This window comes from Psychrobacter cibarius, from assembly GCF_016107535.1.
GTDB lineage: Bacteria > Pseudomonadota > Gammaproteobacteria > Pseudomonadales > Moraxellaceae > Psychrobacter > Psychrobacter cibarius.
On the sequence record NZ_JABASQ010000019.1, the window covers coordinates 25,624 to 39,214 of the forward strand.

Genomic DNA, 13,591 nt, shown 5'->3' on the forward strand with positions numbered 1-13,591 from the left:
TTAGCCAATTTAGAGGACAATCGATTGAATTGAGGACACGGCTTACGTAAAACCAGCATATCTTTTAATAGCGCGGTGGCACATACATATCATCTGGAATAGGCTCACGGTAGTATTCGTCATCACGTTTACGATCGGGTAATTCGACCTCATCACGTGGCACTTCCTTATAAGGAATTTGTTCAAGTAGATGAGCAATACAGTTTAGCCTTGCGCGTTTTTTATTGTTACCTTCAACCACCCACCAAGGTGCTTCAGGGATATGCGTTCGCTCAAACATGGTCTCTTTAGCCTTGGTATAGTCTTCCCAACGGCGGCGTGATTGTAAGTCCATGGCTGAGAGCTTCCATTGCTTGAGCGGGTCATGAATACGGCTCATAAAGCGAGAATGCTGCTCATCATCAGTGATCGAAAACCAATACTTCACCAAGCGAATACCTGAGCGCACTAGCATACGTTCAAACTCAGGTACTGACTGAAAAAATTCTTCATACTGTGCATCGGTACAAAAACCCATCACACGCTCAACCCCCACACGGTTATACCAACTGCGGTCAAACAGAACAATCTCACCAGCAGCAGGCAAATGGGCGACATAACGCTGAAAATACCATTGTGATTGCTCACGTTCCGTCGGTGCAGGTAGGGCAGCCACTCGACACACACGAGGGTTTAAGCGCTGCGTGATACGCTTGATAGCGCCACCTTTACCCGCTGAGTCACGACCCTCAAATATGACGACGATACGCTCACCGCGATCAACGACCCAGTCTTGCAACTTAATAAGCTCGCGCTGTAGCCTTACCAACTCTTGAAAGTACATACGCCGATCAAGTCTTTCTTGCTCACTCATTTCGCGCCCATCAAAACGAAAGTCACGCACATAATCATCTATCTCATTTTCTAGCTCTTCATCATAAGTATCGATGAGGTCTTCGTGCATCTTACGACGCAACTGATCATTAAAAACCTCTTTATCCATACGCTCGATAAAACTGTGTTGCTCAGGTGAGCTAAGTTCCTGACGCTCTTGTGGCGTGAGGGATTTGGGATTGATGGACGAAGGTATCTTACCCATAAAAAACTCCTAATCAGTGTTGTTATGATTTTTATTGGTTATTCTCTTACTTTAGCATAACTACCGATAGAGCTATGCGTTGGCTACGTTTCATTATTGTGTTGTTAGCAAGACCATGACTAACATCCAGTTTTGAGTAGTGAATGGGCATAAAAAAGCACCCTCTAATCCATCGATTAAAGAGTGCTTTAAAGTATTCATGCTAACTATTGACTGGTAATAGCAATTAAATAATAGCAGTCAAAGAGTTATTTCTCTAAGATACAAGTCACGCCCTGACCACCAGCTGCACAGATAGAGATTAGTGCACGACCTGAGCCTTTTTGATCCAATAGCTTCGCTGCAGTGGCTAGGATACGACCACCCGTTGCGGCAAATGGATGACCGGCAGCTAACGACGAGCCATTCACGTTTAGCTTGCTACGATCGATAGAGCCTAGTGGTGCATCTAGTCCTAGACGCTCTTCACAGAATTTTTCATCTTCCCAAGCAGCTAGTGTTGATAACACTTGTGATGCAAAGGCTTCATGGATTTCATAAAAATCGAAATCTTGTAGTGTTAGACCTGCACGCTCAAGCATACGCGGTACGGCATAAGCAGGTGCCATTAATAGGCCTTCTGTGGTGCCAGATTTACCAATGAAATCAACGGCGGCCGTTTCTTGATGAACGATATACGCCAATGGCTTAAGACCACGCTCTTTTGCCCACTCATCGGTTCCTAATAGGACACAAGAGGCACCATCAGTTAATGGGGTAGAGTTGGCTGCTGTCATCGTTGGATTGGCGTTCTTTTTACCAAACACAGGCTTTAATTTAGCCAGTTTTTCCAAAGTGGTATCAGGACGCAAGTTGTTATCGCGCGTCAGACCTTTGTATGGAGTGATTAGGTCGTCAAAGAATCCTTCATCATAAGCGCGCGCTAGGTTTTGATGACTGTTAAAAGCAAGCTCATCTTGTGCTTCGCGGCTGATATTCCACTCAAGTGTGGTGATGGCTTGATGGTCGCCCATTGATAGACCAGTGCGTGGTTCACCGTTTTGTGGCGAATCGATTAAGTCTTTTGGATTTAGACCCATTAGCGCTTTTAGGCGTTGTTTGTTGTCTTTAGCCGCACCCAGTTTGATCAGTACTTTACGTAGACCATCACCAATCGCGATCGGTGCATCAGAGGTCGTGTCTACGCCGCCAGTAATCGCTGAATCGATAAGACCCAGTGCGATTTTATTGGCAGAAGCAAAAGTCGCTTGCAAGCCAGTACCGCAAGCTTGTGAGATATCATAAGTTGGCGTATGTGGGTTGAGCGCTGTGTTAAGCGTGGCTTCGCGAGTTAGGTTGATGTCACGGCTTAGTTTCATGACGGCACCAGACACCACTTCACCCAACACTTCGTCTTGTAGGTTATAGCGTTCAATCAAGCCATCTAATGCAGCTGTCAACATGTCGGTGTTGCTAACGTCAGCGTATGAACCGTTCGAGCGTGCAAACGGAATACGGTTGCCACCTAAGATAGCCACACGATTTTGACCAGCAACGGCTTTGGTTTTGCTAGTTTTTTTGGCAGCAGATGCTGGCTTTTTCGTAGTAGAAGCTGGTGATTTATCATTTGCTTCTGTGGTGCTAGAAGACTCTTTATTACTAGAAGACTCTTTATTAGACGTGTCTGTAGCTGTCGTGCTTTTAGCTTTTTTAACAGCCGTTTCTGTTTTGGCGCTGTCTGATTTATTATCAGTAGATCTTGACGCACTGGCTTTTACCACTGTACTTTCAACAACAGGGCTATCAGGGTGATTGTTTTTATTACTCATAATATTATCCTTAAAAAATATGGGCAGAAGAAAAGAGGGTAACAATAGTAAAGCTAATAATAAAAATGATTACATTAAAAAATCAATAATCGAAAATAAACAAGAAGCAAATATTATCACTTATTACGCAGCATAACTGTTTATGATAAGACGTTTTTACGACCTTACTGTATATCTTTGGCAAACTATGTGACGCTTATCTAAGGTCGGTATCAGCTTTGAAAGACATCAATATGACTTTCGTATACTGGCTAGTATCGATTATTGGCATTGCATAACGATAGATTTGATAATATATTGTTATCGATAATTTCATTTGCTATAACTTATAGGTCTGATTTTAGCACAATGTGGTGATTTTTAAATCCAGAAAAAGTGACCGTCTTGTATACTGAGTTGTTTACAGATTGTTGTAGACATTATCGGTTTTTGGACTTGTTTAAGATGGCAGTGTATAGTTAGGCGAGCTTTAGACTCATTTACTAAATATCAATAATTATGAGGTTATTGAGTCTATATAATAGGCACATTACATTTATTACTATTATTCTAACCGTTAGTTATAGGGATTATATTATGTCAGACCGTTATGGTGATTTTGTTCAGTCTTCTATTGGCAAAAAAGTGGCCAAAAATTTGGGTTTACCGTTACCTGTTACCCTTGATCGCTTCGAAAGCGGTGAGCCTTTAGTACGTGGTAGCGTATTGGTTGGTCGTGCTAATGGCGAGGATAAAAGCGTCAGTGAGTCTGTGGCGCGAATTTTGTCAGACGTACATGCTGATGTTTATGTAAACAGCAGTGATGATATCAAAGATGCCCTTGCTGATGCAGGCGTGGAAGCAAAAGCCAATACGGGCGGCGATGATAAATTTAAAGTTTTGTTGTTTGATGCCAGCAATATTAGCAATGCCGATCAATTAAAAGAAGTGTATGAGTTCTTCCATACTGTCGCTCGTCGTGTAGAAAAGTCTGGTCGCGTCATTATCATTGGTCGCCCACCAGAAAATATCACTGACATTGATACAGCTTTGGCTCAGCGCGCGCTTGAAGGCTTTGTGAAGTCTGTTGGTAAAGAGTTCAAACGAGGTATTACGGCACAGCTTATCTATGTGGAAGACGGCGCAGAGCAAAACTTAGATTCGACTTTGCGCTTTTTCACCTCAGCTCGTTCAGCTTATGTCTCAGGACAAGTGGTACGCGTTAGTAAAGGTAGCAATGTTGATGTCGATTGGACACAGCCTCTTGGCGGTAAAACCATGCTGGTGACTGGCGCAAGCCGCGGTATTGGTGAAGCAATTGCTCGTGTATTGGCTCGCGAAGGCGCTCACGTTATCTGCCTTGATGTACCGCAGCAGCAAGCAGACCTACAAAAAGTCGCTAGCGAAATTAGTGGCTCAGTATTGACCGTCGACATCACCAGTGATGACGCTGGTAAGCAAATCGCCGAAGCTGCACAAAAGCGTGGCGGATTAGATTCAATCATCCATAATGCTGGCGTCACTCGTGATAAGACATTGGCAAACATGGACGAGAAAAAGTGGGACATGGTTATCGATATTAACCTAGGTAGTATTGCTAGGCTGAACCGCTATTTACTAGACAACGACGTATTAAAAGACAATGCACGTATCGTTTGTGTGTCATCGATTTCAGGTATCGCTGGCAACTTGGGTCAAACCAACTATGCCACCTCTAAAGCAGGGGTGATTGGATTGGTGAATGTCACTGCCAAGCAGTTAGAAGACAACGCCAAAGGCATGACGATCAACGCCGTTGCTCCAGGGTTTATTGAAACGCAAATGACCGAAGCCATTCCATTTGCTATTCGTGAAGCGGGTCGCCGTATGAACTCTATGAGCCAAGGCGGCTTGCCAGTAGACGTGGCTGAGACCATCGCATGGTTTGCATCACCTGCTTCTGGTGGCTTAAATGGCAACATCGTTCGCGTTTGTGGTCAAAGCTTATTGGGTGCTTAATATCACTTTATAAGTCAGTGTCAATTATAAGTAAGTATAAATGATGATTTAGATAATGATAAATAGCTGATATTAATCATTATTTTTAATTTTCCTCACATATGCTTACGAAAAAATTGCTTATAAATCGTAATAAAGCTGCCCAAGGGTGGCTTTTTTATGATAAAAACACAGAGAACCAGTAGCCAAATTGTTTTTTGCTGTGAGAGTTGCTTACATTGTCTAAAACCACGCCTATGAATTGTGCCTAATTTAGGCATAATACTGGTGGCATTGCTCAATGATAGGCTGTAACCAATAATGTCATAGCATCTTTAGATACACCAAGAAAATTTGCTCAAGCCCCACTTAGGATTTATTATGTCAGACAAACATTATGATGCGTTGCCGAAAGCGCATACGACCTATGCCAATATTGTTAAAAGTTTATTGCCTATTGGTAATAACGGCAAAATCAGTAAAGACCAATTGCCGCAAGCGACTTACTATGTGGACGATTTGCACATTGACCAAAGTAACTTAAACGATTATCGTAAAATTTGTGGTTTTGCAGATAATGGCAAAGTACCTATTACTTACTTTTCAGTGCTGTCTCAGACGCTGCAAATGAATATGATGGTCAAAGAGCCATTTCCATTTGCTATGTTGGGTCTAGTGCACGTCGATAATAGTGTGACTCAGTATCGTCCTATCGGTGAGCGTGAAACGGTTGCTATGTCAGTTACCTTTGATAATTTGCGTGACCATGCTCAGGGTCAGCAGTTTGATTTTGTGACGACGGTCAAGTCAGAAGATAAGGTGATTTGGGAAGGTACTTCGACGTATCTGTCACGCAGCAAAAAACCAATCAGCAGCAAAGACAAAAAAAGCACTCCACGTCCAATAACGGTCAAGCCATCAGTCAACCCAGAAGGCGTGCATAGTATCTTTGAAGTGCCAGAAGATATCGGTCGTCGTTATGCTTTTGTTTCAGGTGACTTTAACCTCATTCATCTCCATCCATTATCTGCGCGTGCGTTTGGCTTTCCTAAAGCGATTGCTCACGGTATGTGGTCAAAGGCCAAATGCCTTGCTATGATGGACGAGTTGCCAGATGCTTGTACGGTTGATGTGTCATTTAAACTGCCTATCTTTTTGCCAGCCGAAGTAGAGCTTATCGCTGATCCGGTGGCTGCACTTGAAGACACAGACGATACCTGTGAGTTTGGTTTATTTAGCTCTAAAAATGACAAGCCGCATTTGGCAGGTACGGTTAAATTACAGAGTGGCAATGAGTAAAAGCCAGTAGAACGACTGTCATTTAACTAAAAAATATCTCAATATGGTCGATTCGTGATAGAAAAGTAATAGCGTTAACCTCGCTTGAAGTATTGCTTATACATCGACACGCGGTTGCTTTGTACTTATTTTAACTGGAATTGACCATAGTAAATATAACGAACAAATTTATAATTATGACTTCACATACCGCCGTACCAAACCCAGATCAACTGAATCATTCAGTAGCTATTGACACAGTATCGAATGCTGGCAATAACGTTTTAGACAATGGCGTTGATCTTAGTACTGTTCTTGAGCCTTATTTTCGTCCTGATGACACTACCATTGTATGCGGTGCACTCAATGACGAAAAAGTGGTTGCCTTAGCGAACGCTGGGGTTGAGTTAGTGATTAACTTACAGCCAGATGATGAATTGAGCTTTGATGAAGCTGCAGCGGTCGAGCGAGCTGGCATGGACTATGAGCATCTGCCTATTAATGGTGCTGCAGACTTAAAGCAGCTCAATATATTGGCATTTGATAACATATTGCGCCAACATCATGGCAAAAAAACGGCAGTGCATTGTGGCTCAGGCAATAGAGTGGGTGCCGCAATGGCGCTACGCGCAGGATGGCTACGGGGACGTAAAATGGACACCGCTATGGAACGTGGGCGCAGTCATGGTTTAACGAAGCTTGAGCAAGAAGTTCATAATCGTCTGTTGGTACCGCGTTAAGACCATAAGGATGACAACGTATTATTGGGCAGCATTGAATGACTGAGAGGCGACCACTAGGTTGCCTTTTTTATTAAGGTGCGTTGTTATTTTTAAAAATGAGGACACGCCCTAAGCAAACGAAAAGATAAATTGCTAATATTGAGATATTGAACAGTTACGCCTTAGCAAATAATGTATTTTTTATCATATGAATACTTAATATTGGGGGCTAAATAGTTTTTTACCGTTTAGCTGTTTTATAGAAATGGAGCAGGGTAGCCATGATCGACAATAATAATAAAACCACGCAGATTTTTGATCATCAGATAAATATAACGTTGCAACAACGTTTGCAACAAATACTCACCGACTTACAGCTTGATGCTGCACCAGCAGGGGGTGCCGTGGTTGTTTATCAGGCAGGAGAATGCATTGCACAGGCGAGTGTGGGGATGGCACGTCCAGAGATGCCATGGCAGCCTGATACTTTGGCGATTAACTTTTCGACGGGTAAAGGTATATTGGCGACGCTTGTACATATATTGGTTTCGCAGCAGATGCTTGATTATGACCAACCTATTGCCCATTATTGGCCCGCATTTTCTGCACAGAATAAAGGGAATATTACATTACGTAGCGTGATGTCACATCAAGCCAACTTATTCTCAATTCAGAGTATCGATGCGGATAGCGAAACTTTGCTTGATTGGGCTCAAATGCTCAATCAAGTTGCTGCCATGCCAATCACAGCACCAGACCATGGCGAGCTATATGACAGCGCTTATAGTGCTCTGGTCTATGGTTGGGTGTTGGGCGGTCTGATAGAAGCCGTTACTGAAATGTCTTTAGCTGAGGCATTGCGCCATTATCTCACTGAGCCTTTAGGTATTGCTGATAGTTGCTATTTTGGTGTACCAGAAAATAAAGTCAACCAAGTCGCAAGACTGGCCAAAGACTTCGAAGCATCAAATGAGGCTGGCTCACAACTGCGTAATAAACGTCATAAGCCAACCCTAAAAGCCGACTCACAAAGTACTTTACGTACTTATGCCAATCTGCCTAGCTACACTTGTTGGCAGCAGCTCGCCTTAGTCGATATACAAGCGGCAGACCTAAGTTCAGATGATGAGCAGAACACTTTACCGATACTAGACACGGCTCATATTAATCGTTTGTATTTCAATAGCAGTCAGCTTAATCTAAAAAATTATAAGGCGGCACTCATACCTGCTGGCAAACAAGCGATCGATTATCACAGTCGTGAGACATTACAGGCCATTATTCCAGCAGCAAATGGTGTCGCTTCAGCTCAGGCATTGGCCACCATCTATGCCATGTTAGCCAACGGCGGAACATGGCAAGGACACACATTTATTAATAGCGCCACTTTTGAGCAACTATCCAAACCGCAAGTCACAGGGATAGATGCCGTCATGCCAGCAAACATGGATTGGCGCTTGGGTTATCATCGGTTATTTAGTCTTTGTCAGCATACAGACAGTGAAAAAGTGGATGCAAACAAGCAAGGGTTTGGGCATATGGGCTATAACGGTTCGGTTGCTTGGTGTGACCCAGAGCGTCAATTGTCATTTGCCTTTATCCATAATTTTGACACCACGATGCTGAATGATGTCCGTCAGTTTGCACTAACGGAAGCGGTACTTAACTTAGTCGATTCAGAGCTTTGAAAGCGCTAAATAGCTCTATCGATAAGGTTAATGTGATTTATTCGGCGTCATTTTAAGCAACCTTGTGGCGCTAAGACCATGGATAAAGATTGACGCCAAAATGACAATCGAACAGACGACCCACAGCTTAAGCGCATCTTCATCACCGAAAAAACCTTGGTTGAGCGCATAAGATAAATAATATAGCGTACCAATGCCACGGATGCCCAAAGCAGAGATGGCATACTTTTCAGTGTGTGGCATGTTTAGTCCTGATAAAGCAATAAACCCGCCAATGGGACGTATCAACAAGAGGAAAGTGAAGCTGACGATGTAAACACGCCATGTGAGCTCAACGCCCGACTGTAATCCTTGACCAAGAAACATGCCGAAAGTGACCAGCACTAGAGACATGAGTAAGCCTTCTGATTGTTCTGCAAAATCATGGAGCTTGTGGTGATAGCTGTGCTCATGTTCTGAGCGGCGAAAGGCAAATGCTGCGATAAATACAGCGATAAAGCCATAACTATGTACAAATTCGGCAAGTCCATAAGCCATTAACGTTAGCGCAATGACCACATAGCCTTGAGAAATAGTGGTGTTTTGGCTGTATTTTGAAAATACCAGCTTAGCCATAATTTTACCAACGACAATCCCAACCACCAGCCCAGCACCAATTTTCCATAAGACATCATGAGTGAACCATGACCAGAGCATCTCGAGGGTAAAGGAATTGCCTTGGCTAAAAGCTTCCGCTATTTTTATGGCCAAATAAACAAATGGGAAAGCCAGTCCGTCATTCAATCCTGCTTCTGACGTCAAAGTAAAGCGCGGTGTGTCTTCGCGACCTGTGTTGGGTGGCCCTACTTGAATACTAGAAGCCAATACGGGATCGGTTGGAGCCAGTACTGCGCCCAGCAATATAGCAGCTCCCAGACTGAGACCAAATGCATAGTAGCCTAGCACCGCCATCGCAAAGATGCCAATCGGCATGGTAATAAGTAACAGACGTACGGTCGGTCGCCACAATTGCCAAGACAGCTTCGTATCAATTTTAATACCAGCACCAACCAAGGATACGAGCACCACAATTTCGGTTAATTTTTCGATAATTAAGCCGTTATTCATAGGGTCTAAGAATGATAAGGTCGTCCACCAGTAGCCCATCAGCAGCCCAAAGCTGACTTGCAACATAGGCAAAGAGATAGGCGTGCGCTTAAATATAATGGGGAACAACGCCCCCAGTAAAAAAGCGATACCGCAGACCAATAAAAATAAATTGTAGTTTTCAATCATAAGGTAGGTGCACGCTGTTATGTTTATCTTAAAAAGTTAGAATAAGACCATATTTACTAGTCCATTATAATGACGCTAAAAAATAATGATTACCGCAAAAAATCGTTATCAAAACGACATATGCGTTGTTTTTTGGTGAAAAAAAAGCCTGCATAGCGCAGGCTTAATAGATTTTTACCAATATACTTTAACAATTAATAATTGAAGGCTCAGCGCTCAACTTGACTCACGTCACGTACCGCACCGGTATCGGCACTGGTCGTCATGGCAGCATAGGCACGTAGCGCAGGGGTCACATGACGGTCACGGCTTACAGGCTTCCACGCATCGCGGCCACGAGCTTCCATCGCTTCGCGGCGAGTGGCCAAATCGGCATCACTGACTTGCATGTTAATCGTACGATTAGGAATGTCGATATGGATGGTATCGCCTTCTTCAACCAGACCAATTGCGCCGCCTTCAGCTGCTTCTGGGCTGGCATGACCGATTGATAGGCCTGAGGTACCACCAGAGAAACGACCATCGGTGAGTAGGGCGCATTCTTTGCCTAAGCCTTTTGACTTGAGGTAAGTCGTTGGGTAGAGCATCTCTTGCATACCAGGACCGCCTTTAGGGCCTTCATAACGGATAATGACCACATCACCTGCCACGATCTCGTCGGCCAATACCGCAGCGACAGCATCATCTTGTGACTCAAATAGACGAGCACGACCAGTAAATACTAGGATGCTGTCATCCACACCTGCGGTTTTGACTACACAGCCACGCTCAGCGATATTGCCATACAATACGGCCAAACCACCATCTGTAGAATAGGCATGTTGGGCACTACGGATGCAACCTGACTCGCGGTTGACGTCGAGGTTTGACCATTCTTTTGATTGCGAAAATGCCTCAGTGGTACGTACGCCACCCGGTGCTGCAAGGAAGCGCGCGCGTGCCTCTTGATTATCAGGATTCATGATGTCCCACTTATCAATCGCGGCTTTCATCGTTGGACTATGGATGGTCGGTACGTCAGTCTTCAGTAATCCAGCACGATCAAGCTCGGCCAATAACGCAAAGACCCCGCCAGCACGATGCACATCTTCCATATGGTATTTCTGCGAGGCAGGGGCGACTTTTGCAAGGCAAGGTACACCGCGACTTAGACGATCGATATCTGACATTTTGAAATCGACTTCTGCTTCGTTAGCAGCCGCTAACAGATGCAAAATAGTATTGGTTGAGCCGCCCATTGCGATATCTAAGGTCATCGCGTTTTCAAAAGCTGCTTTGCTAGCGATGGAGCGTGGCAATACTGAATCATCATCTTGCTCATAGCGACGTTTGGCAAGTGAGACAATGGTGCGTCCTGCTTCTAAAAACAACTCGCGACGTAGCGAGTGGGTGGCGAGTAACGAGCCATTACCCGGTAATGCCAAGCCCAACGCTTCGGTTAAGCAGTTCATTGAGTTGGCCGTAAACATACCAGAGCACGAACCACAAGTTGGGCAGGCAGAGGCTTCAATAGCGGCTACATCTTCATCACTAATGCTGTCATCAGCGGCATCCATCATCGCATCAACGAGGTCAAGTTTGCGAATGGCACTACTGTCACTACCATCGGTATTATGGCTTTTACCAACGGTACTGGCTAAGATTTTGCCCGCTTCCATTGGACCACCTGAAATAAACACTACTGGAATATTGAGGCGCATGGCTGCCATCAACATACCCGGCGTTATTTTATCGCAGTTGGAGATACAAACTAAGGCATCTGCGCAATGGGCATTGACCATGTATTCTACAGAGTCGGCAATCAAATCGCGACTTGGCAGTGAGTACAACATACCGCTATGACCCATGGCAATACCATCATCGACCGCAATGGTATTGAACTCTTTAGCCACGCCGCCTGCTTGTTCAATCTCACGTGCGACCAGTTGCCCCAAGTCTTTTAAATGCACATGGCCGGGTACGAACTGGGTAAACGAGTTGGCAATGGCAATGATTGGTTTACCAAAGTCGCCATCAGTCATGCCAGTCGCACGCCATAATGCGCGCGCGCCTGCCATATTACGGCCGCCAGTAGAGGTTTTTGAGCGATAATCCATGTGATATTCCTTACAAATAGGCGAGGTTTGTGAAAATGTGCATCCTCAATTTTAATATTGATAGTGTGCTTTTTATAAAATGCGAGGACTAGTGAATAATACTAGGTCGTTACCATACCATTAGATATGAATCACTGAAAACTATTCATTGATAATGCCAAGTCAATAGTAGTCATAACATCGTAAATAATTGGAAGACAAGATGTTATTCGACGCGCTCTACTATCGCCGTCTCAAACCAAGGTAGCTCTGTTTTGTCCGCTTCCAATTTAGCGATAACCACTAACGCATGAGTCGCTGGCAAGCATTGATAATCAGCGTTTGCTTCAATACGAAGTAGTTGCTCATTGCCTTCAGCTTGTTCATCTATACTGATTAAGGTTTGCTTATTATTTTTGTAGAGTACATCGATGCGACCAAAAAACTGCCAATCTTTAAAAGCGGCTGTAATAGCGTCTGCTTCATTCTGGGTATAAAGTTGTTGGGTGTCTTTGCCTGTATTGGTCCAATGCAAGCGTACGGCTAACTGCAACGCTTCGCTAAACACCACCAATGACCCGATGATTTTGACATGCCAAGGGCTGGTGATTAGTGCTTCGCTAATACCAATCAGCTTGGCTGCTTCACGAGCGCTCATGGGCGTATTGAACTGTGACAGTAGGGCAGGTGTGAGCGGATTTGCTTGCTTAATCGCATCATTTAAACTGTCGTAATGATATAAAAACGGTAGTGGTAAATCCTGTGTCACTGTCTTTTTAGTGATTTTGCAATTGTGTATTTTCCAACCAATCGTCTTGTCGCTCAGTGCTTCGGCCAGAATGAGCGCGCTAGGCTCAATGCTTTGAATGGGGGCTTGAGTCTCATTTTCAGTCTCAGCGCTGCTTGGTTCTTTTTCATTATTGAATACAGAGCCAGCTGTGACAGACGTTTGCGCTGTTTGAGCAGGTTCTGTATAAATGTTACTCATATTTGATTGAGTCGGCAAAGTAGACGAATCCATAAACGTAGTGTTGTTAAAGTAGAGGGTTAATATAACATTTAAAGCGCCTGACTCGCCAACCAAATTGGTGAGCTACCGCGATTAGCTTATGTATTGCTAATTCTTAATAACGAGTGCTATAGCAACTTGTGCTTAAACGACATTTCGTCCACTATATTACAGGCTATTCCATCCCTTCTAAAAGCTGTCGAGTAACCAATAATCAAACAAGTAAAGGAAAAAATAATGACCCAAGCCAATGAGCAAGCCGCGTATGACGATAACAATATCTTTGCCAAAATGCTAAATGGTGACATTCCCTATCACAAAGTTTATGAAGATGATAAAACCCTTGCTTTTATGGATATCATGCCACAAGCAGAGGGGCATGTGCTGGTGATTCCTAAGCAAAAAGCCGTTGATTTGGCGGATCTTGAACCAGAGTATGCCGCAGCGGTGTTAATGACCGCTAAAAAAGTCATGCAAGCACAGCGTCAAGTATTTGCGCGTGAAGGCATTATTCAGATGCAATTAAATGGTAGCGAGGCGGGTCAAACCGTTTTTCATTATCACGTGCATCTCATTCCATCGAGTATTCATCAGCTCGGTCGACATGCAGTGACCCAAGCTGATCACACAGAACTGGCTGAAACGGCAAAGCAACTTGCTGCTGCCATTACTGTTTAATAATAAAAAACCGAGATGTTTATC

The 13,591-nt window shown here is 44.0% G+C and carries 10 protein-coding genes; 5 read left to right on the forward strand and 5 right to left on the reverse strand.

Annotated elements, in window-relative coordinates; all coding sequences use genetic code 11:
- Positions 1-64: 64 nt before the first annotated feature.
- Entirely contained in the window at positions 65-1,078 is a 1,014-nt protein-coding gene (gene ppk2 / locus JFC08_RS10535; RefSeq protein WP_228139068.1) for a polyphosphate kinase 2, read from the reverse strand.
- 248 nt (positions 1,079-1,326) lie between these two features.
- Entirely contained in the window at positions 1,327-2,886 is a 1,560-nt protein-coding gene (locus JFC08_RS10540; protein ID WP_198330650.1) for an acetyl-CoA C-acetyltransferase, read from the reverse strand.
- Between the two features lie 576 nt (positions 2,887-3,462).
- On the opposite strand from JFC08_RS10540, the gene JFC08_RS10545 reads away from it, so the two are divergent.
- From JFC08_RS10545 to JFC08_RS10560, 4 genes are all read left to right on the forward strand, one after another.
- Positions 3,463-4,863 carry a 3-oxoacyl-ACP reductase gene (locus JFC08_RS10545; protein WP_198330651.1) on the forward strand — a complete coding sequence of 467 codons (1,401 nt, stop codon included), beginning with the start codon at positions 3,463-3,465 and terminating at the stop codon, positions 4,861-4,863.
- 360 nt (positions 4,864-5,223) lie between these two features.
- A complete protein-coding gene (locus JFC08_RS10550; RefSeq protein WP_198330652.1) occupies positions 5,224-6,141 on the forward strand; it encodes a MaoC family dehydratase in 918 nt (305 codons plus the stop codon).
- 176 nt (positions 6,142-6,317) lie between these two features.
- A complete protein-coding gene (locus tag JFC08_RS10555) occupies positions 6,318-6,860 on the forward strand; it encodes a protein tyrosine phosphatase family protein (RefSeq protein ID WP_198330653.1) in 543 nt (180 codons plus the stop codon).
- A gap of 263 nt (positions 6,861-7,123) precedes the next feature.
- A complete protein-coding gene (locus tag JFC08_RS10560; protein ID WP_198330654.1) occupies positions 7,124-8,530 on the forward strand; it encodes a serine hydrolase domain-containing protein in 1,407 nt (468 codons plus the stop codon).
- Between the two features lie 27 nt (positions 8,531-8,557).
- Here JFC08_RS10560 and JFC08_RS10565 read toward each other — a convergent pair whose 3' ends face one another.
- The 3 genes from JFC08_RS10565 to JFC08_RS10575 form a co-directional block, all read right to left on the reverse strand.
- A complete protein-coding gene (locus JFC08_RS10565; protein ID WP_198330655.1) occupies positions 8,558-9,805 on the reverse strand; it encodes a cation:proton antiporter in 1,248 nt (415 codons plus the stop codon).
- A gap of 209 nt (positions 9,806-10,014) precedes the next feature.
- The gene (gene ilvD, locus JFC08_RS10570; RefSeq protein ID WP_198330656.1) at positions 10,015-11,901 is read right to left on the reverse strand and encodes a dihydroxy-acid dehydratase; all 1,887 of its coding nucleotides are present in this window, start codon (positions 11,899-11,901) and stop codon (positions 10,015-10,017) included.
- A 205-nt stretch (positions 11,902-12,106) separates the two neighbouring features.
- Positions 12,107-12,868, reverse strand: coding sequence for a hypothetical protein (locus JFC08_RS10575; RefSeq protein WP_227697736.1), 762 nt, complete (start codon positions 12,866-12,868; stop codon positions 12,107-12,109).
- A gap of 258 nt (positions 12,869-13,126) precedes the next feature.
- On the opposite strand from JFC08_RS10575, the gene JFC08_RS10580 reads away from it, so the two are divergent.
- Positions 13,127-13,567: an HIT family protein gene (locus JFC08_RS10580; protein ID WP_198330658.1), complete on the forward strand. Its 441-nt coding sequence runs from the start codon at positions 13,127-13,129 to the stop codon at positions 13,565-13,567.
- Positions 13,568-13,591: the final 24 nt, after the last annotated feature.

What these genes read in the sequence shown, in the direction of transcription:
- ppk2 (WP_228139068.1), bottom strand. Translation starts at nt 1,078, where the DNA reads ATGGGTAAGATACCTTCGTCCATCAATCCCAAATCCCTCACGCCACAA.
- JFC08_RS10560 (WP_198330654.1), top strand. Translation starts at nt 7,124, where the DNA reads ATGATCGACAATAATAATAAAACCACGCAGATTTTTGATCATCAGATA.
- JFC08_RS10540 (WP_198330650.1), bottom strand. Translation starts at nt 2,886, where the DNA reads ATGAGTAATAAAAACAATCACCCTGATAGCCCTGTTGTTGAAAGTACA.
- JFC08_RS10545 (WP_198330651.1), top strand. Translation starts at nt 3,463, where the DNA reads ATGTCAGACCGTTATGGTGATTTTGTTCAGTCTTCTATTGGCAAAAAA.
- JFC08_RS10580 (WP_198330658.1), top strand. Translation starts at nt 13,127, where the DNA reads ATGACCCAAGCCAATGAGCAAGCCGCGTATGACGATAACAATATCTTT.
- JFC08_RS10565 (WP_198330655.1), bottom strand. Translation starts at nt 9,805, where the DNA reads ATGATTGAAAACTACAATTTATTTTTATTGGTCTGCGGTATCGCTTTT.
- JFC08_RS10550 (WP_198330652.1), top strand. Translation starts at nt 5,224, where the DNA reads ATGTCAGACAAACATTATGATGCGTTGCCGAAAGCGCATACGACCTAT.
- JFC08_RS10575 (WP_227697736.1), bottom strand. Translation starts at nt 12,868, where the DNA reads ATGAGTAACATTTATACAGAACCTGCTCAAACAGCGCAAACGTCTGTC.
- ilvD (WP_198330656.1), bottom strand. Translation starts at nt 11,901, where the DNA reads ATGGATTATCGCTCAAAAACCTCTACTGGCGGCCGTAATATGGCAGGC.
- JFC08_RS10555 (WP_198330653.1), top strand. Translation starts at nt 6,318, where the DNA reads ATGACTTCACATACCGCCGTACCAAACCCAGATCAACTGAATCATTCA.